Annotated in this window: 24 protein-coding genes, 1 tRNA gene and 1 pseudogene; 10 read left to right on the forward strand and 16 right to left on the reverse strand. The window is 71.5% G+C overall.

The window, feature by feature from the left end; translation table 11 throughout:
- Positions 1 to 20: 20 nt before the first annotated feature.
- Positions 21 to 94 (reverse strand) — tRNA-Pro (locus ACFY0U_RS18160).
- Between the two features lie 73 nt (positions 95 to 167).
- Positions 168 to 1610: an MFS transporter gene (locus tag ACFY0U_RS18165; protein ID WP_388636390.1), complete on the reverse strand. Its 1443-nt coding sequence runs from the start codon at positions 1608 to 1610 to the stop codon at positions 168 to 170.
- A 174-nt stretch (positions 1611 to 1784) separates the two neighbouring features.
- Between ACFY0U_RS18165 and ACFY0U_RS18170 the strand changes: the two genes are divergently transcribed.
- The 3 genes from ACFY0U_RS18170 to ACFY0U_RS18180 are packed head-to-tail and all read left to right on the forward strand — an operon-like array spanning position 1785 to position 3317.
- Positions 1785 to 2363 carry a TetR/AcrR family transcriptional regulator gene (locus tag ACFY0U_RS18170; RefSeq protein ID WP_388636392.1) on the forward strand — a complete coding sequence of 193 codons (579 nt, stop codon included), beginning with the start codon at positions 1785 to 1787 and terminating at the stop codon, positions 2361 to 2363.
- Positions 2364 to 2397: 34 nt separating this feature from the next.
- The gene (locus ACFY0U_RS18175) at positions 2398 to 3105 is read left to right on the forward strand and encodes an alpha/beta hydrolase (RefSeq protein WP_388636394.1); all 708 of its coding nucleotides are present in this window, start codon (positions 2398 to 2400) and stop codon (positions 3103 to 3105) included.
- Entirely contained in the window at positions 3009 to 3317 is a 309-nt protein-coding gene (locus ACFY0U_RS18180) for an alpha/beta hydrolase fold domain-containing protein (protein WP_388636396.1), read from the forward strand. The genes ACFY0U_RS18175 and ACFY0U_RS18180 overlap by 97 nt, the downstream gene beginning before the upstream one ends.
- Positions 3318 to 3333: 16 nt before the next feature.
- On the opposite strand, the pseudogene ACFY0U_RS18185 reads toward ACFY0U_RS18180, so the two are convergent.
- The 7 genes and pseudogenes from ACFY0U_RS18185 to ACFY0U_RS18215 all read right to left on the reverse strand — a co-directional run.
- Positions 3334 to 3450, reverse strand: a pseudogene (locus ACFY0U_RS18185) (MFS transporter); the annotation flags it as partial.
- Between the two features lie 43 nt (positions 3451 to 3493).
- Complete coding sequence (locus ACFY0U_RS18190; protein WP_388636398.1) at positions 3494 to 4444, reverse strand: catechol 2,3-dioxygenase; 951 nt, start codon at positions 4442 to 4444, stop codon at positions 3494 to 3496.
- Positions 4441 to 5499, reverse strand: a complete 1059-nt coding sequence (locus ACFY0U_RS18195; RefSeq protein WP_388637185.1) for a 4-oxalomesaconate tautomerase — start codon at positions 5497 to 5499, stop codon at positions 4441 to 4443. Before ACFY0U_RS18195 ends, ACFY0U_RS18190 begins: the two co-directional genes overlap by 4 nt.
- Before the next feature lie 32 nt (positions 5500 to 5531).
- Positions 5532 to 6236 carry a 4-carboxy-4-hydroxy-2-oxoadipate aldolase/oxaloacetate decarboxylase gene (locus ACFY0U_RS18200; RefSeq protein ID WP_388636400.1) on the reverse strand — a complete coding sequence of 235 codons (705 nt, stop codon included), beginning with the start codon at positions 6234 to 6236 and terminating at the stop codon, positions 5532 to 5534.
- A complete protein-coding gene (locus ACFY0U_RS18205) occupies positions 6233 to 6982 on the reverse strand; it encodes a PIG-L deacetylase family protein (protein WP_388636402.1) in 750 nt (249 codons plus the stop codon). The genes ACFY0U_RS18200 and ACFY0U_RS18205 overlap by 4 nt, the downstream gene beginning before the upstream one ends.
- A 49-nt stretch (positions 6983 to 7031) precedes the next feature.
- Positions 7032 to 7682 carry a GntR family transcriptional regulator gene (locus tag ACFY0U_RS18210; protein WP_388636404.1) on the reverse strand — a complete coding sequence of 217 codons (651 nt, stop codon included), beginning with the start codon at positions 7680 to 7682 and terminating at the stop codon, positions 7032 to 7034.
- A gap of 106 nt (positions 7683 to 7788) precedes the next feature.
- Complete coding sequence (locus ACFY0U_RS18215; RefSeq protein WP_388636406.1) at positions 7789 to 8643, reverse strand: LysR family transcriptional regulator; 855 nt, start codon at positions 8641 to 8643, stop codon at positions 7789 to 7791.
- A gap of 68 nt (positions 8644 to 8711) precedes the next feature.
- Between ACFY0U_RS18215 and ACFY0U_RS18220 the strand changes: the two genes are divergently transcribed.
- Positions 8712 to 9605 (forward strand): DMT family transporter, encoded by an 894-nt coding sequence (locus tag ACFY0U_RS18220; protein ID WP_388636408.1) that lies wholly within the window; start codon positions 8712 to 8714, stop codon positions 9603 to 9605.
- A 112-nt stretch (positions 9606 to 9717) separates the two neighbouring features.
- On the opposite strand, the gene ACFY0U_RS18225 is transcribed toward ACFY0U_RS18220, so the two are convergent.
- Together ACFY0U_RS18225 and ACFY0U_RS18230 are read right to left on the reverse strand one after the other, a co-directional pair.
- Positions 9718 to 10425, reverse strand: coding sequence for a response regulator transcription factor (locus ACFY0U_RS18225; RefSeq protein WP_388636410.1), 708 nt, complete (start codon positions 10423 to 10425; stop codon positions 9718 to 9720).
- A gap of 36 nt (positions 10426 to 10461) precedes the next feature.
- Positions 10462 to 10953: a MarR family winged helix-turn-helix transcriptional regulator gene (locus ACFY0U_RS18230; RefSeq protein ID WP_388636412.1), complete on the reverse strand. Its 492-nt coding sequence runs from the start codon at positions 10951 to 10953 to the stop codon at positions 10462 to 10464.
- A 296-nt stretch (positions 10954 to 11249) separates the two neighbouring features.
- On the opposite strand from ACFY0U_RS18230, the gene ACFY0U_RS18235 reads away from it, so the two are divergent.
- A complete protein-coding gene (locus ACFY0U_RS18235) occupies positions 11250 to 12290 on the forward strand; it encodes a zinc-binding dehydrogenase (RefSeq protein WP_388636414.1) in 1041 nt (346 codons plus the stop codon).
- A gap of 60 nt (positions 12291 to 12350) precedes the next feature.
- A complete protein-coding gene (locus ACFY0U_RS18240; protein ID WP_388636416.1) occupies positions 12351 to 13832 on the forward strand; it encodes an MFS transporter in 1482 nt (493 codons plus the stop codon).
- Between the two features lie 72 nt (positions 13833 to 13904).
- Here the strand turns inward: ACFY0U_RS18240 and ACFY0U_RS18245 are convergent, their stop codons facing one another.
- From ACFY0U_RS18245 to ACFY0U_RS18255, 3 genes are read right to left on the reverse strand one after another with little or no spacing between them, the layout of a single operon-like run.
- Positions 13905 to 14963: a maleylacetate reductase gene (locus ACFY0U_RS18245; RefSeq protein WP_388636419.1), complete on the reverse strand. Its 1059-nt coding sequence runs from the start codon at positions 14961 to 14963 to the stop codon at positions 13905 to 13907.
- The gene (locus ACFY0U_RS18250; RefSeq protein WP_388636421.1) at positions 14960 to 15802 is read right to left on the reverse strand and encodes a dioxygenase; all 843 of its coding nucleotides are present in this window, start codon (positions 15800 to 15802) and stop codon (positions 14960 to 14962) included. Before ACFY0U_RS18250 ends, ACFY0U_RS18245 begins: the two co-directional genes overlap by 4 nt.
- A 22-nt stretch (positions 15803 to 15824) precedes the next feature.
- Positions 15825 to 16340 carry a hypothetical protein gene (locus ACFY0U_RS18255; RefSeq protein ID WP_388636423.1) on the reverse strand — a complete coding sequence of 172 codons (516 nt, stop codon included), beginning with the start codon at positions 16338 to 16340 and terminating at the stop codon, positions 15825 to 15827.
- A 131-nt stretch (positions 16341 to 16471) separates the two neighbouring features.
- On the opposite strand from ACFY0U_RS18255, the gene ACFY0U_RS18260 reads away from it, so the two are divergent.
- Positions 16472 to 16816: a cupin domain-containing protein gene (locus ACFY0U_RS18260; protein WP_388636425.1), complete on the forward strand. Its 345-nt coding sequence runs from the start codon at positions 16472 to 16474 to the stop codon at positions 16814 to 16816.
- On the opposite strand, the gene ACFY0U_RS18265 is transcribed toward ACFY0U_RS18260, so the two are convergent.
- Entirely contained in the window at positions 16806 to 17804 is a 999-nt protein-coding gene (locus ACFY0U_RS18265) for a LacI family DNA-binding transcriptional regulator (protein WP_388636427.1), read from the reverse strand. The two genes, ACFY0U_RS18260 and ACFY0U_RS18265, sit on opposite strands and share 11 nt — an antisense overlap.
- A gap of 110 nt (positions 17805 to 17914) precedes the next feature.
- Here ACFY0U_RS18265 and ACFY0U_RS18270 point away from each other — a divergent pair, with 110 nt between their 5' ends.
- Positions 17915 to 19066: a Gfo/Idh/MocA family protein gene (locus tag ACFY0U_RS18270; protein ID WP_388636429.1), complete on the forward strand. Its 1152-nt coding sequence runs from the start codon at positions 17915 to 17917 to the stop codon at positions 19064 to 19066.
- On the opposite strand, the gene ACFY0U_RS18275 is transcribed toward ACFY0U_RS18270, so the two are convergent.
- Positions 19056 to 20087: a LacI family DNA-binding transcriptional regulator gene (locus ACFY0U_RS18275; RefSeq protein ID WP_388636432.1), complete on the reverse strand. Its 1032-nt coding sequence runs from the start codon at positions 20085 to 20087 to the stop codon at positions 19056 to 19058. The two genes, ACFY0U_RS18270 and ACFY0U_RS18275, sit on opposite strands and share 11 nt — an antisense overlap.
- Positions 20088 to 20194: 107 nt before the next feature.
- On the opposite strand from ACFY0U_RS18275, the gene ACFY0U_RS18280 reads away from it, so the two are divergent.
- Positions 20195 to 21361, forward strand: a complete 1167-nt coding sequence (locus ACFY0U_RS18280) for a phytanoyl-CoA dioxygenase family protein (protein ID WP_388636434.1) — start codon at positions 20195 to 20197, stop codon at positions 21359 to 21361.
- 15 nt (positions 21362 to 21376) lie between these two features.
- Entirely contained in the window at positions 21377 to 22153 is a 777-nt protein-coding gene (locus ACFY0U_RS18285) for an SDR family oxidoreductase (protein ID WP_388636436.1), read from the forward strand.
- Positions 22154 to 22186: the final 33 nt, after the last annotated feature.

Here is a 22186-nt window from a genome sequence, read left to right on the forward strand (position 1 = left end):
AGACCCGCTGATGAACACCGTCGGGACGACAGGATTTGAACCTGCGACCCCTTGACCCCCAGTCAAGTGCGCTACCAAGCTGCGCCACGTCCCGGTCGCGTCTCCCCCGGGCGAACCGCGGGAACACGCAGGTAAACCCTACCGCATGGACGTGACGGCGGCGGACGTCAGCCGCGTACGGCGGTCGGCCGGTCGGCCTGCGACAGTTCGCCTGTCGCCGGCGCCGTCCCGGTCGCACGGACCGCCCGCCGCACCGGTACCAGCAGGGCGGCCAGGGCGGCGGCCAGGCACAGGACCGCGAGCAGGGTGAAGCCGTGGGTGTAGCCGGAGCCGTAGGGCAGACCGGAGGGCTGGAGCCGGCCGGTGACCAGGACGCTCGTCACGGCGGCGCCGATGGAGCCGCCGATGGTGCGGATGTTGGCGTTCATGCCGGTGGCGGCGCCGGTCTGCTCGGGCGGCACGCTGCCGACGATCAGGTTGGCCATCGAGGCGAAGGCCAGTCCGATGCCCAGGCCGAACACTCCCGCGACGACGGCGATCTGCCACTGGGCCGCGTGCCAGAGGGCGAGGAAGCCAAGAGCCAGCGCGCCGAGCGCGGCGCCGGTCGTGAGCAGCGCCTTCGCGCCGACCACGGGTGCCAGTCGGCCGCTCAGGATGCCGGAGCAGAACATCGCGAGCAGCATCGGCAGCATCAGCAGTCCGGAGGTCGTGACGCTCGCGCCGAAGCCGTAACCGGCCGAGCTCGGGGTCTGCACGAAGGCCGGCAGGAAGGACCAGAGCGCGTACATGCCCGCGCCGAAGAGCAGCGCGACGGTGTTGGTGGTCCACACCGCGGGCAGTCGCATGACCCGCAGGTCGATCAGCGGGGAGCGGGAGCGGGCCTCGGCCAGCAGCCACAGCACGAACAGGACGACGGCCAGCGCGAACAGGCCGAGCACCCGGGCCGAGCCCCAGCCCCACTGGACCGCCTGGCTCAGCGGCAGCAGCAGGGCCACCAGCCACGCCGACAGCAGCACGGCACCGAGCCAACTGACCTTGCCCTCGGCCCGGTTGGGCGACTCCGGCACATAGCGCAGCGCGATGAGCGTGGTGACCGCGACGACGGCGACGGGGATCCAGAACAGCCAGCGGTAGTCGAGCGCGGACACGATGGGCCCGGCCGCGACGATGCCGACGCCACCGCCCGCGGCGATCACGGCGGACAGGTTGCTGATGCTGCCGGGGACCTCGGACGGGGCGAACTCGTCGCGGATGATGCCGAAGGAGAGCGGGAACAGGGCGCCGCCGACGCCCTGGACGACCCGGGCGACGATCAGCATGCCGATGTTCGGCGCCAGGGCCGCGAGCAGACAGCCGGCCAGGACGACGAGCAGGACGGCGACGAGGGTGCGCTTCTTGCCGATCAGGTCGCCGACGCGGCCGAGGATCGGGGTGAAGACCGAGGCGGACAGCAGATACGCCGTCATCACCCAGGTCGCGGTGGACTGCGAGGTGTGCAGCGCGTGCTGGACGGTCGGCAGGGCCGGCGCGATCAGCGACTGCAACATGGCGAACACGCCGGCACCGGTCGCGAGGACCGCGAAGGTGAGACGGGTGGACTTGCGGGGCATGGAGAGCCTCTCCGAACACAGAGTGCGGCCGGGGCCTTGTGGGAAGCGGTCGCGGAAAGGGCAGGGAAACGCCTCGACTGATAAAGTGGAGGCACGCCTCCACTCTAGCGGAGGCATACCTCCGCTTCAACCCGGAACGGAGGTGCACCTCCGTTTCAGCCCCGGGAGGCGTCCGTGACCGCCCAGCCGTTCCCCGTCAGCGAGATCGTCGCGACCCGCCGGCCCACCCGGAAGGACGCCGCCCGCAACTACGACGCCCTGCTGGCCGCGGCCCGCGAGGCCTTCGCGGAGCACGGGGCGGAGGCCTCGCTGGAGGACATCGCACGGCGGGCGGGCGTCGGCATCGGCACGCTGTACCGGAACTTCCCCACCAGGCGCCATCTCTTCGAGACCGTGTACGCGGACGAGGTGAACACGCTGGTGCAGGTCGCCGAGGAGGTCGCCGACCGGGAGCCCTGGGACGCCCTGACCGCCTGGCTCGACCGGTTCGCGGACTACATGGTGACCAAGCGCGCCGTCCGCGAGGCGCTCAACGACGAGACGGAGATCTTCGCCGCCTGCCGCGAGTCGATGTACGGCGCCGGCACCCCCCTGCTCGAACGGGCCCAGCGGGCGGGTGAGGCGCGCACCGACATGGACTTCATCGATCTGCTGCGCATGGTCGCGGGCATCACGGCGACGGCCTTCGACTCCGCCGAGCAGCGCAAGCGGGTCCTGTCGATCGCCCTGGACGGCGTTCGCACCAAGGTCTAGCTTCTCCTTGCCTGACTCAAGTAAGTTCGACCCCATGCCCCTCTTGGCTCGTCCTTCGATCGCCGCCCTCGTGGCCAGGGCGATGCAGCGAGCGACCCGGCTGGCCGGCGGTCGCCTGGCCACCTCCTCGTACGCCCGCTTCCCCGAATTCCCGCGCCAGGTACGGGAGTTGACGATCCCGACGTCGGTGGCTCCGGCCCGGGCCACGGTCTACCTACCCGCCGTCCCGGAAGGCGCGGCACCTCCGGTGCACGTCAACTTCCACGGTGGCGGATACGTCATGACGCTGACCGAGCTGGACGACCCGCTGTGCCGGTTCCTGGCCGCGGAGGCGGGCGTGGTCGTGGTCAACGTGGACTACGTGGTCGCCCCGCAGCACCCGTTCCCGGCACCACCCCGGCAGGCCTACGAGGTGGTCCGCTGGGTCGCCGGGCACGGTGCCGAGCAGGGCTGGGACGGGGCCCGGCTCAGCGTGGGCGGGCAGAGCGCCGGCGGCGGGCTCGCGGCGGCCGTGGCCCGGCAGGCACTGGAGGAGGCCGGGCCCGAGATCGCCCTCCAGGTGCTGCACTACCCGCCGCTCGACCTGGCGATACCGGCATCCGGAACAAGCGGGCGGCCATCGCCCGGCCGATGCTGCGGCCCTGGATGGGTGACGTCTTCGACACCTCGTACATCCCTGACGTACGGCTGCGCCACGACCGCCTCGCCTCCCCCGCGCACCCGTCGGACACCGCCGGCCTGAAGGGCATCGCCCCGGCGCTGATCGTCACGGCCGAGTACGACATCCTCCGGGCGGAGGCGCAGAGCTACGCCGACCGGCTGCGGACCGCGGGCGCGCTGGTGGGGCACCACGACGTGGCCGGAGCCGACCACGGCTACGACGGCAAGGACGACGTGAAGGCGCGGGAGACGTACGCGCTGATCGCCCGGCACCTACGCGAAGCCGTCGCCTGAGGACGAAAGGGCCGCCGGTGAAGCCGAACTCGCCGTTGCCGGAGGCGAGCAGCCGGCCGCCGAGCCACGGGCCGAAGACGGCGCCGAAGCGGCCCATGCCCGAGGTCCGGCCGACGCCGGCGGCACGGTTCTCAGCGCGCCGATCTTCGTCTCCAGCAGGTGCGGCAGCACCGGGCTCAGGCCACTGGTGGCGTCCCGTGGGTGTGGAACGACTCAATGGTCTGAAGCCCCCAGGCCTGCCCCTTCTTGCGCTCCTCCTCGGTCCACGTGATCAGCGGCCAGTCAGGCGCGAGAACGAGCCGCGTGAGCGGGTTGCACAGCTCGATGCGGTTGCCGCCCGGCTCGTAGACGTAGAGGAAGAAGGTCTGCTGGATGGCGTGCTTGTGCGGCCCCGTCTCGATGAACACACCGCTGTCGATGGCGAGATCGGCCGCCCGCAGGATGTCCTCACGGGTGTCGGTCGCGAAGGCGATGTGGTGCAGCCGTCCGGCGCTGCCGGTCCAGTCCGAGGTGTAGACGACGTCGTACGACTTGTTCGTGTACGTCAGCCAGCGCGCCGCGATCTTCCCGCTGTCCAGCCGGATCTGCTCGGTGGGCCGGGCGCCGAGGACGTGTCGCTGGAACTCGGCGTTGGCGAGCACATCGGCGGCGAGGAAGTTGACGTGGTCCAGGCGCCGTACGCCCACGCCCCGGTTGGGTTTGGCCTGCGGCTGGTTCTTCAGCGCGGGCCTGAGCTCCTCGGGGGCCTGATAGTGCTCGCTCTCCCAGTACAGGGCGTGGTCATGGCCGTCCGGGTCGGTCGTGACGTAGAGGCGGCCGATTCCCGGTTCGTCCTCGACCCACTTGCCGGTGCCTCCCGCCGCCTCGATCGCTTCGATACGGCGATGGAGGGCCTCCTCGCTGGAGGTGCGCAGGGCGAGGCGGCCGAGGCCGGGCTGTTCGCGGGCCGTGAGGACCAGGCTGTGGTGCTCGTAGTCGTCGAAGGTCCGCAGATAGACGGTGTCGCCGACCTGTCCGTCGACCGTGAGGCCCAGGTAGTCGGTGAAGAAGCCGACGCTGGCGTCCAAATCCGGGGTGAACAGCTGGGCGTGGCCGATGTGCGCGATGTCGCCGAGCGGCGGAGTCATCGGTGACCTCCTCGGGGTCGTACGGCAGCCCGGGGGAAGACGGTGCCGTCGAAGATCTTGCGGGCCGTACGGACCACGGCCGTGCGGCGGGCGGTGGGGAGGCCGTCGGGGGTGGTCCGGAGGCTGCTTTCGATGTCGAGGAATCCGGTGGGATGTTCTATGCGAATTCGGCCAGTGTCCGGAGAAAGCTCCGCCAGATCGGCCCCCACGCTGCCGTCGATCCGCAACCCGGCGGCCACGCCGGCCGCGCCGAGCACACCGATCGAGGTGTGGCAGCGCACCGGTATGAAGGTGCGGGTGCTGACCGCGCCGCCGTCGCGGGGCGGGGCGAGGAGGGTGAGCTTGGGGACGGTGGTGTCCGCGACATCGCCGAGGCCCATCAGCCGGCCCGCCCCCAGGCGGATCCGGTGCAGCCGGCCGGCGAGCGTCAGGTCCTCCTCCAGGTCCTTGGGCGACTCGTACCCGGTGACCTTCAGCGAGGTGGCGGCGATCAGCACGGTCGGCATGCCGTTGTCCACGCACGTCACCTGGACGCCGTCGATCTCGTCGCGGACGCTTCCCGTGGGCAGCAACTCCCCCGCGCCCGCCGGGAATTCGAGCACCACGGGAGCGGCCCTGCCTGGCACTCCGGAGATCTCGGCGTCGCCGGTGTAGTCGACCCTGCCGCCTGGAGTGGGAAAGGTTGACGTGGCGTAGTCACCGCTGTTGACCATGCGGATCCGGACGGAGGTGCGCTCCTCCCCCGCCGGGACCAGTCCGCGCTCCACGGCGAACGGGCCGACGCCGGCGAGGATGTTCCCGCAGTTCTGACGGTCGCTCACCTCAGGCCGGTCCACGACGACTTGGAGGAAGAGGTAGTCGACGTCGGCCTGCGGATCGGCGGACGGGGAGATGACGGCCACCTTGCTGGTGAGCGGGTGCGCGCCGCCCAGACCGTCGATCTGCCGCTCGTCGGGACTGCCCATGATGCGCAGCAACAGGGCGTCGCGCAGGGCTGGTTCGGCGGGGAGGTCGTGGGCGAGGAAGTAGGCACCCTTGGAGGTGCCGCCCCGCATCAGCAGACAGCGCACCTCCTCGGGCACGGAGGTCACGACGACTCCCCCGCGTACTCCTCGTACGTCCGGTACTCGACGCCGAGGCGCTTGAGGGTGTCCCTCAGTCCGTAGCGGTCCAGGCCGAGTTGGCCGTCGATGAAGGCGGCGCGGGTGGCGGCCTCCTTGGCCTCGCGGGCCTCGGACTTCTCGACCGTCTCCCGGGCGCGCTCCCTGGGGACGACCACGACACCGTCGTCGTCGGCGAGGATCACGTCGCCGGGGCGGATCACCTGGCCGTCGATGGCGATCGGCACGTTGACCGAGCCACCGGTGGCCTTGACCGTGCCCTGCGAGGAGACCGCGCGGGACCAGGCGGCGAAGCCCATGTCGCGCAGTTCCTGGGTGTCGCGGATGCCGGTGTTCATCACGACGCCACGAACGCCGCGCTGCTGAAGGGCAGTTGCGAACAGCTCGCCGAACAGGCCGTCCGTGCACGGGGAGGTGGTGGTGACGACCAGGATGTCGCCCTCGCCGCACTGCTCGACGGCGGCGTGGATCATGAGGTTGTCGCCGGGCCAGCTGAGCACCGTGACGGCCGTACCCGCGACGCGTACGCCCTGCTGGATCGGGCGGACTTCCGGGCCCAGCAGGCCGGTTCGGCCCATCGCCTCGCTCACCGTCGCCACGCCGTAGCCGGCCAGCGCGTCGACGTCCTTCAGCTCCGCCTTCGGCGGGTCGGTGACGATGACGCCGCTCACGCCAGCTCCTTCGCGATCTGCGGGTAGGGGCGCATGTACGCCTCGGCCATGGTCTTGTGCGCCAGGCCCAGGTTCGGGCCCGCGTTGCGCTTGAGCTGGACGCCGCGGCGGACGGCGAGGTCGGTGTAGTAGTCCCACAGGTGCTGCTGGGCGCCGAGGCACTCCATGGCCTTGCGCTTGGTGTCCCAGACCTCGGTGATGTCGAGGAGGACCTCGGGCTTGAAGCCGCTCATCTCGGGCTGGTGCGGCTCGAAGAAGAAGACCGGCGGGGCGCCGATGATCTCGCCGGGGCCGGGGTAGCCGATGGCCTGCGCGAGGACGCGGGCCTCGAGGGCCATGCGGTTGGCGGCCGGGTGGTCGCCGTTGTAGGGGTCCTCAGTGGGGTGGGTGAGCACGACGTCGGGCTGGGTGTCGCGGTAGACCTCGACGAGCCGGTCGGTCAGTTCGGGGGTGACGAGGAGCGGATAGTCGCCGGCGTCGAAGAAGCGGACCTCGGCGCCGAGGGTGGCGGCGGCCCGCTCGGCCTCGTCCCGGCGTATCGCCTTGATCTCGTCCAGCTTCCTGCCCTCACGCCACGCCTTGGCGGACTCACCGCGCTCACCGAAGGTCAGACAGGCGATGGTGACCTTCTCGCCGCGGGACGCGGCCAGAGCGATGGCGCCGCCCGCACGCCACACGAAGTCGCCGGCGTGCGCGGTGATGACGAGTGTCGATCGTGGGCCGGCGGGCACGTTGGCCTGGGTCATGCTGAAGTCTCCTCGGTGACAGGTGTGCGCCCGCCCCGTACCACCGTGATCAGTCGCGCAGCGCCTCGATCACGCTGGTGAGGTGGGCGCGGACGGCCGCCTCGGCCGCCTGCGGGTCCCTGGCCCTGATCGCCTCGATCATGGTCAGATGCTCGTTCAGGGATTGCTGCGGACGCCCCGGGCGCAGTGCCAACTGGAAACGGTGACGCACCAGTTGGGCGTTGAGCCGCTCCAGCAGCTGCTGTGCGGTCTCCTGACCGGAGAACTCCCGGATACGGACGTGCAGTTCGTGGTTGAGCTCGGAGTAGGTGACCGGCTCGCCGTCGGCGACGGCCTTGGACATGGCCGTACCGAGGTCGGTGAGTTCGATCAGCTGCTCGTCGCTCGCCGCGACCGACGCCTTCGCCGCGCACAGTCCTTCGAGGACCATGCGGCACTCGGTGATGGCGACCGCTTCGTCCACGGTCACCACCCGCACCCGTGAACCACGGTTGCGGATCCGCTCCACGAGCCCCTGGGACTCGAGATCGATGAGTGCCGCGCGGATGCTGGCCCGCGTCACACCGAACTGCTCGGCGAGCTCGTTCTCCACCAGCCGCTGCGCCGGTGCCATCTCGCCGTGCAGGATCGCCTGCCGCAGCTGCGCGAGCGCATGCTGCTTGGCCTGCTCCCCGGTGCTCGGACGGGCTTCTTTCGGCATCGCGCCCTCCCTGAGTGAGTGCCTGTCGAACCTAAATCTAGCCAGACAAGATTGTCAACAATTTTGTCTGCCGTATTGCGGGCATGCTTGTCCTCCATGTCGCAGCTCAGCCCTCGCGATACAGCGATGTGAGCAGTTCCATCACGGCCTGGGTGGCGGGATGCGGGTCGTCCCGCCACCACGCCAGCCGCACGGCGATCGGCTCGCCGTCGCGCACCGGCCGGTAGACGACACCCGGCCGCGGGTACTGGTTGGCCGTCGATTCCGGCGCCATGCCGACACAGCGTCCGGTGGCGATGACGTTCAGCCAGTCGTCCACGTCATGGGTCTCCTCGGTGGCCGGGCGGGCCTCCGGTGGCCACAGGTCGGGCGTCGCGGTGCCGGTACGGCGGTCGACGAGGAGGACGCGCCCCGCGAGGTCGGCCAGCCGGACGGAGCGGCGCCGGGCCAGCGGATCGTCGGCGGCCATCGCGCACAGCCGCCGCTCCAGCCCGACGATGGCCGACTCGAACCGCCTCTCGTCCACGGGACGGCGTACGACGGCCAGGTCGCAGGCACCCTCCGCGAGACCGGCCGTGGCGGAGTTGACCCGCACCAGGTGCAGGTCGGTCTCCGGCCGCTCCTGGCCCCAGCGCCGCTGGAAGGCGAGGGTGTGGCGGCCGAGCGCCGACCAGGCGTAGCCGATGCGCAGTTGGGCGTGGCCCGAGGTGGCGTCCCGGACCAGGTCGTCGACCTCGGCGAGCACCCGCCGGGCGTGTGCGGCGACCCGCAGTCCGGTCGGGGTCGGGGTCACCTCGCGCGAGGTGCGCCTCAACAGCCGTACCCCCAGGGCCCGTTCGAAAGAGGCCAGGGTGCGGGAGACGGCCGCCTGGGAGACGCCCAGAGCCAGGGCGGCGTCGGTGAAGGTGCCCTCGTCGACGATCGCGACGAGACAGCGCAGTTGCCGGAGGTCCACATCCATGACGCAAGCGTATAGATCGCTCGGGCCATGCATTTTGTGCAAGCGCCGGGCGCGCGCACCATCGGCCCATGCACGAGGCACCCGCACGCCCCGCGGCCACTCCCCTGCCCACCGCCGGGCCGTCCCGGACGAGCGCGACCGGGGTGGCCACCATGGTGGGCAGCGGCCTGTCCAACCAGGTCGGTGCCGCGATCGGTTCGCTCGCCTTCCCCGTCATCGGCCCCGTCGGGGTCGTCGCGGTCCGCCAGTACGTCGCGGCGGCCGTCCTCCTCGCCGTCGGCCGGCCCCGGTTGCGGTCGTTCACCTGGGGTCAATGGTGGCCGGTGCTGGCGCTGGCCGTGGTGTTCGGGACGATGAACCTCTCCCTGTACACGGCCGTCGACCGCGTCGGCCTGGGGCTCGCGGTGACCCTGGAGTTCCTCGGCCCGCTGGCCATCGCCCTGGCGGCCACCCGGCGGCGGGTGGACGTGTGCTGTGCGCTGCTGGCGGTGGCGGGTGTCGTCACGCTGATGCGCCCGCAGCCCTCCGCCGACTATGTCGGCATGGGCCTGGGCCTGCTGGCCGCCGGGTGCTGGGCGGCGTACATCCTCCTCAACCGCGCCGTCGGCCGCCGGGTCCCCGGAGCGCAGGGCTCGGGCGCCGCGGCTGCGCTGTCGGCCCTGATGTTCCTGCCGGTCGGATTCGCCGTCGCCGTACGGCATCCGCCGACGGTGGGGGCGGTCGGCTGCGCGGTGGCCGCCGGTGTGCTGTCCTCGGCGGTGCCCTATCTCGCCGACCTGTTCACGCTGCGCCGGGTGCCGGCCCCGGCGTTCGGCCTGTTCATGAGCGTCAACCCGGTCCTGGCGGCCGTGGTCGGGTGGATCGTCCTCGGGCAGCGGCTGGGGTGGCCGGAGTGGGCCGGCATCGCAGCCGTCGTCGCCGCGAACGCGCTGAGCATCGGCACGTCCCGGCGAAAGGCCTAGGGACGCCTTCTGGATCGCCGCAGATCCTCGTGCGGGAACAGGTAACCCATCGCCGACGCCTGGCTCGTCGAGACGCGTCGCTTCCTGCGGCCGCCCCGATCCGCAAAGCCCCCTAGCCGCCGAGCCAGTACCCGAACCCCCGGCGCGTGTGGATCAGCGCCGGCCCCTCCCCGTCCACCTTGTGCCGCAGCCGGGAGACGAGCTTCTCGATCGCCTGGTGCCCTCGGAACTCCCCCCACACATGCCGGCTGATCTGCTCCTTCGACAGCACCCGCCCCGCGTTGGCGAGCAGATGGCGCAGCAGCCGGTACTCGGCGGGCGTGAGGTCGAGCGGCCGGGGGCCCCGGCGAGCGCGGCACGTCGTGTCGTCCAGGACCAGATCGCCGTGTCCGGGCATCCCGGGACGCGGCCCGGGACATCGGCGGCGCAGCAGGACCTGCGCCCGGGCCAGCACCTCGGCGACGCGGACGGGCTTGATGACGTAGTCCTCCTCGCCCAGGCCGAGTTCGGGCAGCAGCCGGTGCAGGGAGTCGCAGGAGGCCAGGAAGAGCAGTGGTGGCCGGTCCGCGGGGGCCATCCGCCGGCCCCGGGCGAGGTCCGGCAGGTCGGGCAGACCGGCGTCCAGGACCACCAGGTCGAACCGCTGCCGGGTGAGCCGTGCCATGCCCTCGGCGCCGCTGTCCGCGGTGCCGACCTGGTAGCCGGCCAACTCCAGGGTGGTGGTGAGCAGTTCGGCGTCGCCGGGGTCGGCCACGACGACCAGGACGTGCTGTCCGTCGCCGCGGGGTGGTGACGGTTTCTCCAGGAGATGCGCGTACATGGCAAGACCAATCGTGGGGTCCGGACGGCGGTACGGTCAGACGGAGAGCGGTGGGTCGACACGGTCCTCGGCATGGTCGGCGAAGTCGTCGACGAGCCGGTGGAAGAGGGCGGCCAGCTGGCGCAGGTCGTCGTCGGACCAGCCGCCCAGGGCCTGTTCGAGGTAGCGGCGGCCGACCTCGCGGACCCGGCCGACCGCGGCCAGGCCCTCCTCGGTGATCTGGACGCGCTGGGCGCGGCGGTCCTCGGGGTCCGCGATGCGGATCACGTAGCCGCCCCGCTCCAACTGCCGCAGCTGACGGGTGACATGGGAGGCCTCCACGGAGAGCCGGACCGCCAGCACCCCGGGGCGCAGCGGCTCGCTCTCCGCGATGTGCCGCAGGATCCCCACCGCCGCGCGGTCGAGCGGCACTCCGGCCATGGCCATGAGGCGCTCGTGCCGCCGGCTCCGCCCGGCCAGGTAGGTGACCCGGCTGAGGACTCGCTCTATCTCTGCCAGGGGCGCCGAGGGCGGCGCTTCTGCGGTCATGACACCACCCTAGAGGTGCTTGCCTAACTTAAGCAATGCGATTTGCTTGCTTGACTTAAGTAACTCATCTATGCTTGCCTAACTCAAGCAAAACGGTTCGCGTCCGGCGGAGGTGCCCGTCACCCCTCCGGCACAGACCGGGGCCGCATTGAGCGGATGCGGCCCCCTCGCGCCCAGCCCGTGGGGACGGGGTGCGGCGCGATCACCGGGCCCGGCGGCCGGGCAACACTCCCCCCGCCCACCGCCGGGCCCGGTGCCACCGGACAGATGACCCACCTCCAGAAAGCGAGACACCCATGGCCACGATGAAGTCCGTCCTGACCGCCAGGAACAAGGTCGACGTGGTGGACGTCGAGCGGCCCGTGCCGGGCCCCAAGGACGCCCTCGTACGGATCCGCGCCTGCGGCATCTGCGGCACGGACACCCACTTCCTGCACATGGGCGGGATGCCGGCCGGCCTGGACGGCTCGATGCGGGCCATTCCCCTCGGCCACGAACCGGCCGGCGAGGTCGTCGAGGTGGGCGCCGAGGTCACGGACCTCAAGGTCGGCAACCGTGTGGTCGTCAACCCGCCGGCCGCGCCCTCCGGGATCATCGGCTGCGGCGGCCCGCTCGGCGGCATGAACGAGTACCTGCTCATCGAGAACGCCGAAGTCGGCGAGAGCGTCGCCGTGGTCCCGGACGACATGCCCTTCGACGTCGCCGCCCTCAACGAGCCCCTGGCCGTCGCCCGGCGCGCCGTCAACCGCTCCGAGGCCGGGCCCACCGACAAGGTGGTCGTGTTCGGCGCCGGGCCCATCGGACTGGCCGCCGCCATCTGGTTCAAGCTGCGCGGGGTGCAGCACGTGACCGTGGTCGACGTCATCGCCGGGCGCCTGGAGACGGCGCTGGCGGTCGGCGCCGACGCCGTCGTCAACTCCGCCACCGAAGATCTCACCGCCCGACTGACCGAGCTGCACGGCGCGGCCGCCAACGCGCTGGGCCAGCCCCGTGTCGGCACCGACATCTACCTCGACGCCGCAGGCGCCCCGGCCGTCTTCCAGGCCGTCATCGACAACGCGAAGTGGCACGCCAAGCTGGTCATGGTCGCCGTGCAGAAGAAGTCCGACGCGATCGACCTCGGCGGGATGCTCCGCAGCGAGCTCACCCTCGTCTCCTCGATGGGCTACCCCGAGGAGATCTTCGAGGTCACCGCCGAACTCGTGGAGCACAGGGAGCGGTTCGCCAAGCTGATCAGCCACCGCGTCCCGTTCGCCGAGGTCGACCGGGCCTTCGAGCTGGCCCTCACACCGGGCGCCGCGGAGAAGGTCGTCGTCACCTTCGACGACGAGGCATAACGGCCTCACCAACCCATTCACCCAAGTCAAGCGATCCTTCCTGTCCACGGAGGCCCTGCCATGTCCGACGCCCTTGCCCGACCCGCCGAGGCGGGGACATCCTCGCCGAAGCCGAATGCCGTGGTGGCGGTGCTGGCTCTGGCCGGAATCGTCGTCTCGCTGATGCAGACGCTGGTCATCCCGATCGTCCCCGAGCTGCCCAGGCTCCTAGACGCCCCGGCCTCCGACACCGCCTGGGCCGTCACCGCCACGCTGCTCGCCGCCGCGGTCGCCACCCCGGTCGTCGGACGCCTCGGCGACATGTTCGGCAAGCGCCGCATGCTGCTGCTCAGCATCGTGCTGCTGGTGTCCGGCTCCCTGGTCTGCGCCCTGGCCGACTCCCTGGTCCCGATGATCATCGGCCGTGCGCTCCAGGGCCTGGCCGCCGCCGTCGTGCCGCTCGGCATCAGCATCATGCGGGACGTGCTGCCCGCGGAGCGGCTCGCCGGGTCCACCGCCCTGATGAGCGCCTCGCTCGGGGTCGGCGGTGCCCTGGGTCTGCCCGCCGCCGCGTTCATCGCGGACAACTGGGACTGGCACATCCTGTTCTGGACCTCGGCCGTCCTGGGCGCCGTGGCCTTCCTGCTGGTCACGCTGATCATCCCGGAGTCCAAGGTCCGCACCGGCGGCCGCTTCGACCTCGTCGGCTCGCTCGGTCTGTCCGCCGGACTGGTCTCCCTGCTGCTGACCGTCTCCAAGGGCGCCGACTGGGGCTGGACCTCCGGCACCACGCTGGGCCTCGGCGTCGCCGCCGTCGTGATCCTGCTGGCCTGGGGCTTCTGGGAGCTGAAGGCCAAGCAGCCGCTGGTCGACCTGCGCACCACCGCCCGCCCGCAGGTGCTGTTCACCAACCTCGCCTCGATCGCGCTCGGCTTCTCGATGTTCGCGATGTCCCTGGTCCTGCCGCAGCTGCTCCAGCTGCCCGAGCAGACCGGCTACGGCCTCGGCAAGTCCATGCTCACCGTCGGTCTGGTGCTCGCCCCGCAGGGCCTGGTGATGATGGCCATGTCCGCCGTGTCCGCCGCCATCACCAAGGCGAAGGGCCCCAAGGTCACGCTGATGATCGGCGCGCTGATCGTCGCCGCCGGCTACGCGCTCAACATCGTCCTGATGAGCGAGGTCTGGCACCTCGTCCTGGTCTCCTGCATCATCGGCGGCGGCGTCGGCTTCACCTACGGCGCGATGCCCGCCCTGATCATGGGCGCCGTCCCGGAGTCCGAGACGGCCGCGGCCAACAGCCTCAACACCCTGATGCGCTCACTCGGCACGTCCTTCGCCAGCGCCATCGCCGGTGTGATCCTGGCCCAGATGACCACCGACTTCGGCGGCTACGCCCTGCCCTCCGAGAACGGCTTCAAGGTCGTCATGGCGATCGGCGCCGGAGCGGCTCTCCTCGCCTTCGCCATCGCCTCCTTCATCCCGAAGAAGCGTGACGCCGTCGCGGTGGAGACGCCGGACGACAGCCCGTCGGAGGCGGCCGAGGTCACGGGCGCCAAGGCCTGAGAGACCTCGCCGGCATGGGGCGGCCCCCGGAGTTCCGCACTCCGGGGGCCGCCCCATGCCCGGTTACGACGGTCAGGGCGCCCCGCCTTCGTACGCCGCCCGCAGCACCGCGAGCGCCCCGTCCACCGTGACCTCCCTGGGGTTGGCGTACGCCTGGCCCGCCACCTGTTCGGCCGCCACCGCCAAGTCCGCCTCCTTCAGGCCGAGTTCGGCGAGCGACCGCGGTGCGCCGAGGCTCCCGGCCAGCTGCCACAGGGCAGTCGGGGCCTCGTCCGCGTCCAGGGCCCGGGCTACGGCGGCCACCGCGTCCGGGACCGCGGGCGCGTTGTACGCGAGGGCGTACGGCAGGACCACCGTGTGGGTCTCCGAGTGCGGCAGGCCGAAGGTGCCGCCCAGGACATGGCACAGCTTGTGATGCAGGCCCATGGTCGTGGCGCCCAGGCACGAACCGCAGAGCCAGGCGCCGTACAGGGCGCGGCCTCGGGCGTCGAGGGACACCGGATCGTCGGCCACGTCGGGGAGCGCGCGGGCCATCGCCCGTACGCCCTCTTCCGCCATCAGCGCGATCAGGGGCGAGGCGTCCGGGGCGTACAGCGCCTCGACGCCGTGTGCGAGGGCGTTGACGCCGCTGGTCACGGAGAGCGGTACGGGCAGGGAGAGGGTCAGTTCGGGGTCGTAGACGATGCTGCGGGGCAGGACGGCGGGGTCGCGGCCGGTGCGTTTGGCGCCGTGCTCGGTCAGGCCCCAGACGGGGGTCGCCTCGGAGCCGGAGTAGGTGGTGGGTACGGCGATCAGCGGCAGGCCGGTGCGCAGGGCGATCGCCTTGCCGAGGCCGATGGACGAGCCGCCGCCGACCGCGACGCAGCCGTCGGCGCCCGCGGTCCGCGCCGCCTCGACGGCCCGGTCGGCGACTTCGACGGGGACGTGCATCCGGGCCCCGGTGTGCAGGCCCGCGCAGGCCGGGCCGAGGGCGTCGGCGACCGTCTGGGCCGTGTCCGCACCGCGCGTGCCGGAGACGACCAACAGCCGCCGCAGGCCGAGGCGTTGGGCCTCGTCAGAGGTCGCCGTCGTGGCGGCGCCGGGGCGCAGCACGACCCTCATGGGCGGGGACTCGTGGACGAACTCCGTCATGAGCGCTCCAGTACGAGGTCGACGCGCGCGTGCCGGAAGGGGTTCGGGACGCCGAACTCCTTGGCCAGGGAAGGGTCGTCGGTCGGAGTGAAGTCGCGGATGAGGCTCTGTTTGACGGCGAACACCGCGTCGGACGCCAGGTAGGGGTCGCCGGCCACGAAGATGTGCGTGGTGACGGGCTCGTGTCCGGCGGCCGAGGCGATGAAGTGGATGTGCGCGGGGCGGTAGGGGTGACGGCCGGTGGCGCGCAGAAGGTCGCCGACCGGGCCGTCCGTGGGGATCGGGTACGAGCTCGGGACGCAGGTGCGGAAGCGGAAGGCGCCCTCGGTGTCCGTGGTGAACAGGCCGCGGCCGTTGCCCGCCGGCTGGACCTGTGGCTGCTGGACGTCGTAGTAGCCCTGGTCGTTCGCCTGCCAGACGTCGACCACCGCGCCGGGCAGCGGGGTTCCGTCCGTCGAGAGCACCCGGCCGCTCACCACGCACGGCTCGCCGCCGCCCATGAGGTCGATGTCCGCCCCGAGTTCACGCGCCGGTGACTCGGTCATGTGGAAGGGGCCCAGGACCGTGCTCTCGGTGCCGTGGCCTTCGCTGTGGATCGTCTCGACGAGCATCGACAGTCCGAGCACGTCCGACAGGAGGATGAACTCCTGGCGGGTGTCGGTGCAGGACTGTCCGGTCGCCGTGAGGAAGCGGATCGCGGCTTCCCACTCGTCCTGGGTGAGCCGGGTCTCGTGCGCGAAGGCGTGCAGATGGCGGACGAGGGCCGTGAGCAGTTCGCGGAGGCGGGGGTCGGCGGTGGCGCGCAGGCTGTGGATCGCCTCTTCGGTGACGGGGGTCATGCCGGTGCTCTTCCCCGCCCCGTCACTTGATGACCGCGTTGGCCACCACGACACCCACACCGAGCAACGCGTCCACGAACCCGATCAGCAGGGCGTAGGGCCAGGAGCGGTGCGACCAGCGGGCCGTCACGACACCCAGGGCGAACAGCAGGGCGATGTTCAGGGTGAACGCCGGGTACTCCACGCCCTTCGCGGGCCACCATCCCCAGCCGGCGCCCGCCAGGATGAACACCGTGGGCAGGACCGCGGTGACCAGGGGCCACTCGTTGACGAGGGTGCGCAGGGCGTCGCCGCGGCGGTGCGGGGTGCGTTCGGCGATGTAGTGGGCGTAGCCGTGGGCGAGGGCGGAGGCCAGGGCGGTGACCACGAGCCAGACGGCGTCGTAGCGGCGGGTCTCCTGGTCGGTGTGGCCGTACTGGGTGAGCGCGGCGACCATCGAGCAGGCCAGGACCGCGCCGTAGACACCGCCGAACAGGAGACTCTCGCGTGTGTCGTGCGCGTGCCGCTCCGCCGCCGCAGCAGCCCGGGTGTCCGCCATGCCCTCCACGATCACCCGGGGCCGGGCACCCCGCCAGTCCGCCTGCCCCCGACGGTGTGTCCTCCCACCTGGGCCGATACCGCACATCCTGTCCACGACGGCGATCGGTTCGGCGCGGCTAGGGTCGTCCCATGACCCACAGCTTCGTTGTCCACATCCCCGACGCCGAGCTCGAACCCGAGCCCCTCGCGCCCGAGCAGATCGTCTCCGGCACGCCCGAGGTGACCGGGAAGGTGGTCTGGGAGTCCGAGGACGGCAGGCAGATCCGCGGGATCTGGCAGATCACGCCCGGCGTGGTCACCGACACCGAGGCGGACGAGCTGTTCGTGGTGATCAGCGGGTCGGCGACCGTCGAGGTCGAGGGCGGGCCGACGCTGGAGGTCGGGCCGGGCGACATGGCCGTACTGCGGGAGGGCGACCGTACGACGTGGACGGTGCACGAGACGCTGCGGAAGGCTTACGCCATCACTCTCTGAAAGGCGCCGCCGTCGTGCCGCGGATCTCCAGCGTGGGGGCCGCCAGGTGCACCCGGCCCGCTCCCCCGCCGCCCTCGAAGCGGTCCAGGAGGCAGCGTGCGGCACGCCGGCCCACCTCGTGGTTGGCGCTGTCGACGGTGGTGAGCCAGACGTGACGCAGGCTCGCGATACGGGTGTTGTCGTAGCCGACGACGGACAGGTCGCGCGGGACGCGCAGGCCCAGCTCCTCGGCCGCCGACAGGACGCCGACCGAGGCGATGTCGTTGACGGCGAAGACGGCGGTGGGCCGGTCGGGGCGGCTCAGCAGCCGGACGGTGGTGCGGTAGCCGCCCTCCTCCGTCATGTCGCTGGCCTCCACCACCCCCTCCAGGCCGTGCGCCCGCATGGCCGCCTCGAAGCTGCGCCGGCGCAGCTCGCCCACGGCGCCGTACCCCGCGATGTGCGCGATCCTCCGGTGGCCCAGGCCGATGAGGTGCTCGGTGACCAGGCGGGCGCCCAGTTCGTCGTCGTTGGCGACCATGTCCACGCCCGGCAGGACCGGCTCACGGGCGCCCGCGAGGACGACCGGGATGCGCTCGGCGATCGCCCCCAGCGCGGCCGGGTCGGGCAGGGTGCCGACGACGACCAGGCCGTCGGCGCGCAGGTCGAGGAAGGGTCCTGTCACGTCCTGGCCGGTGCGGCGGTTGAGGCGGGTGTCGGCCATCAGCATGTGCAGGCCGTTGTCGTGCAGCAGTGAGTTGAGGCCGTCGAGCAGGTCCACGAACCAGGGGTTGCGCAGATCGTTGAGGAGCACTCCGACCGTGCGGGTGCGCTGCTCGCTGAGGCTGCGGGCGGCGGCGTTGGGCCGGTAGCCGAGCTCGCGCACGGCCTTCAGGACGGCTTCCCGCTTCTCCTCGCGCACCTGCTCGGAGCCGCGCAGCACCAGGGAGACCAGGGACTTGGAGACGCCCGCCCGGTCGGCGACGTCACGGATCGTCGGAGGTCTCATGCTCTGGACCGTTCCATGAGGGCCATTGTCCTGTCAAAGGGTTGACACCTCCGGGAATGCGACTCAGGGTGGCCTGGACAGATTGTGGACCGGTCCAAAGAGGGGCTGTCATGGTGGATTCGCTCGGGGTCGCCGTCGTCGGGTTCGGCTGGATGGGCCGGGTGCACACCCAGGCGTACGCCCGTGTCCTGCACCACTACCCGCACCTGGGCCTGCGTCCGGAGCTCGTGACCGTCGCCGAGGAGGTGCCGGGGCGGGCCGAGGAGGCCGCCGCGCAGTTCGGGTTCGCCTCGACGACCCGCGACTGGCGGGACGTGGCCGCCGATCCGCGGGTGCGGGCCGTCAGCGTCACCGCGCCGAACTTCCTGCACCGGGAGATCGGGGTCGCGATGGCGGAGGCCGGCAAGCATCTCTGGATCGAGAAGCCGGTGGGGCTGAGCGCCGAGGACGCCCGGGCCGTGGCGGACGCAGTCGAAAAGGCGGGGGTGCACAGCGCGGTCGGCTTCAACTACCGCAACGCGCCCGCCGTCGAGGCGGCCCGCGCGCTGATCGCCTCCGGTGACATCGGCACGGTCACGCATGTCCGCATCCGGCTCTTCAGCGACTACGCGGCGCATCCCGAGGGCGCCCTGACCTGGCGGTACGAGAAGGAGCGGGGCGGCAGCGGGGTGCTGGGCGACCTGGCCTCGCACGGGGCGGACCTGGCGCGGTATCTGCTCGGGGACATCGCGTCGTTGACCGCCGACACCGCCATCTTCGTCCCGGAGCGGGCCCGTCCGACCGGTGCCACCGCGGGTCATTCCCGGGCGTCCGGCGGGGAGTTGGGCCCGGTGGAGAACGAGGACTACGTCAACTGCCTGCTGCGCTTCGCCTCCGGCGCCCGCGGTGTCCTGGAGGCCTGCCGGGTCTCGGTCGGCGAGCAGAACAACTACGGCTTCGAGGTGCACGGCACCCAGGGCGCGGTGTTCTGGGACTTCCGCCGGATGAACGAGCTCGGGGTCAGCCGCGGCACCGGCTACCAGGACCAGCCCGTCAGCACGGTCTACGTCGGCCCGGGCGACGGCGAGTTCGGGGCGTTCCAGCCGGGTGCCGCCAACGCCATGGGCTACGACGACCTCAAGGTGGTCGAGGCTCATCGCTTCCTGCGCTCGATCGCGGAGGGGACGTCCTACGGGGCCACGCTGGCGGACGCCGTGCGCAGTGCCGTCGTACTGGATGCGATGGCGCGGTCGGCGGAGACCGGCGCGTGGGTCAGCCTGTGAGCACGGTCGGCATGTTGTAGGGCGTCACGACCTGTATCGCGGACGGCACCGTCGGACCCGCGGGCGGCAGCGCGCCGTGCTCGCGCATGACCAGGTGGCAGGCCTCGCGCAGGTCCTGGCGCAGGTCGTGGTGGAGGACGGCGGACAGGCGGTGCTCGCGCAGCAGCCGGTCGTTGTCGTGGTCGAGGTCGTGGGCGATGAACACCGCGCACGTGCGGCCGAGGTCCTCGAAGGCCTTTAGCGTGGCGATGTTGCCGCCGCCGATCGAGTAGACCGCGCGGATGTCCGGGTCGCGTTCCAGGGCGGCCCGGACGAGGTCGTACTGGGTGGCGTCCAGGCCCTGTCCCTCGGCGATCTCGACGAGCGTGCGGTCGGGGTGGCGGGCGCGCATGGCGCTGCGGAAGCCCATCTCGCGCTCCTCCTCGTTGCGGAAGAAGCCACTGCTGAGGCTGGTGAGGACGTTGCCGGGGCGGTCGCCGAGCCACTGGCCCATGAGGTAGGCGGCGGTCGCGCCGGCGGCGCGGTTGTCGATGCCGACATAGCCGAGGCGCGGGGTGGCGGGCAGGTCGGTGACCAGGGTGACCACGGGGATGCCGGCCTGGGCGAGACGGCCGACGGCGGCGGCGACCTCGGGGACGTCCGGCGCCTTGAGGATCACTCCCTGTGAGCCGCGGCGGGCTATCCGGTCCAGGATCCTGACCTGTTCCTGGGCCGGGCCGGTCTCGCGGAAGTGGAAGCGGGAGCGCACGACCGCCGGGTGCAGGGCGGGCAGTTCCGCCTCCAGGGCCGCTCGGACGGCGGTGGAGAAGCGCTCGGGCGCCTGCATCACTATGTCGATCATGAAGGTGCGGCCGACCAGCCTGACCTGGGTGCGCTGCCGGTCCAGATCGGCGATGGCCTGCTGGACCTCACGGACGGTGCTCTCGCGGACTCCTCCCCTGTCGTTCAGGACCCGGTCGACCGTGGCCTCGCTCAGGCCCGCCTGACGTGCGATCTCCCGGATCGGGAAGGGGTGCCCCATGGGGTGGCTCCTTGAGGGGTTTTTGATGGCCGCCTGCTGGTTGTTCGACGGGTTTGTACTGACAAGAATGGCAGCGCTGAGTCGCCCCTGTCACCGAGAGGACACAGATGTCCTTCACCGCCGTACAACACCGTGCCTGGCTGTCCGCGCAGGACTGCGACCTCGACTCCTTCCGCGCGCTCGTCGAGCGGACCGTCGACCCCGCCGACTACCCGCACGCCGCCGGCGTGGAGCGGAACGTCCTGCTGTACGACACCGAGCGCCTCCTGGGCGCCGGGCACCGCCGGGACGTCCAGGAGGAGCTCGTCAGAGCCCTCTCCGACGGGCCCGGGGTGGTGGTCTTCCAGGGCGCCTTCCGTGATCCCGAGGTCGTGGACCGCGCCACCAAGGTGTTCGACTCACTGATCCGCGAGCAGGACGCGGCGGGCGCCACGGCCGGCGACCACTTCGCCAAGCCCGGCGCGAACGAGCGGGTGTGGAACGCGCTGGAGAAGGCGGCCCTCTACGACCCGTCGACCTTCGCCGACTACTACGCCAACCCCGTCCTCGCGCTCGTCTCCGAGGCCTGGCTCGGCCCCGGCTACCAGGTGACCTCCCAGATCAACGTGGTCAACCCGGGCGGCCTCGCCCAGACCGTGCACCGCGACTACCACCTCGGCTTCCTCTCCGACGAGGTCGCCGCGGCCTATCCGGCGCATGTGCACCGGCTCTCCCCCGTGCTCACCCTCCAGGGCGCGGTCGCGCACTGCGACATGCCGGTGGAGTCGGGGCCGACGCTGTACCTGCCGTTCTCGCAGGCGTACGAGCCGGGTTATCTGGCCTGGCGGCGCCCTGAGTTCCAGAAGTACTTCAAGAAGCACCACGTCCAGCTCCCGCTCGCCCAGGGCGACGCCGTCTTCTTCAACCCGGCGCTGTTCCACGCCGCCGGCACCAACCGCACCACGGATGTGCGCCGCATGGCCAACCTGCTCCAGGTGTCCTCGGCCTTCGGGCGCGCCATGGAGACCGTGGACCGGGAGACGGTGGCCAACGCGGTCTACCCCGTGCTGCTGCGGCGCGCGGCGGAGGGCGTCGGCGAGGAGTGGCTGGAGAACGTGATCGCCGCGAGCGCCGAGGGCTACCCCTTCCCCACCAACCTCGACAGCGATCCGCCCGTCGACGGTCTGGCCCCGCCCTCACAGGCGGACCTGGTGCGGCGGGCGCTGCGGAAGCGCTGGACGCCGCGGACTCTGCGGGACGAGCTGCGGGCGGGCGCCGAGCGGCGCGAGAGCTGAAAGGGCTTTGGTCTCATGGGACTTCTCGACGACAAAGTCGTCCTCGTCAACGGCGGCAGTCAGGGCGTGGGGGCCGCGATCGCGCGGGCCGCGGTGCGTGAGGGCGCGGTGGTCGCCGTGTCCGGGCGGCGCCCGGAGCCGGGCGAGGCGCTGGTCGCCGAGCTGACGGAGGCCGGGGGCAAGGCGCTGTTCGTGCGCGCCGACCTCGCGGACGCCGAGCAGGCCAAGGCGTCGGTGGCCGAGGTGGTCGCCGCGTACGGCCGGATCGACTGCCTGGTGAACTCGGCGGGGCTGACCTCCCGGGGCACGCTCCTGGACACCACGCCCGAGCTGTTCGACCAGCACATCGCGATCAACCTCAAGGCCCCGTTCTTCTCGATGCAGGCCGCGGTCGCCGACATGGTGGGCCGCAAGGCCCCCGGCACGATCGTCAACATCATCACGTCCTCGGCACACGGCGGACAGCCGTTCCTCGCGCCCTACGTCGCCGCGAAGGCCGGGCTGATCGGGCTGACCCGCAATGCCGCGCACGCCCATCGCTGGGACCGGGTGCGGATCAACGGGCTGAACATCGGCTGGACCGCGACGGAGGGTGAGGACGCGACGCAGAAGGCGTTCCACGGCGCCGGGGACGACTGGCTGGAGCAGGCCGCCGAGAAGTTGCCGATGGGCAAGCTCGGTCAACCTGACGAGATCGCCGACTTCGTGGTGCTGCTGCTGTCGGACCGGTCGGGCGTGGTCACCGGTTCAGTGATCGACTGGGACCAGAACGTGCTGGGCGGACTGGACTAGCGGGACAAGTACCACCGTTTTCGTAAGAACCCT

Origin of the sequence: Streptomyces sp. NPDC001536, from assembly GCF_042894505.1 — a bacterium.
Taxonomy (GTDB): Bacteria; Actinomycetota; Actinomycetes; order Streptomycetales; family Streptomycetaceae; genus Streptomyces.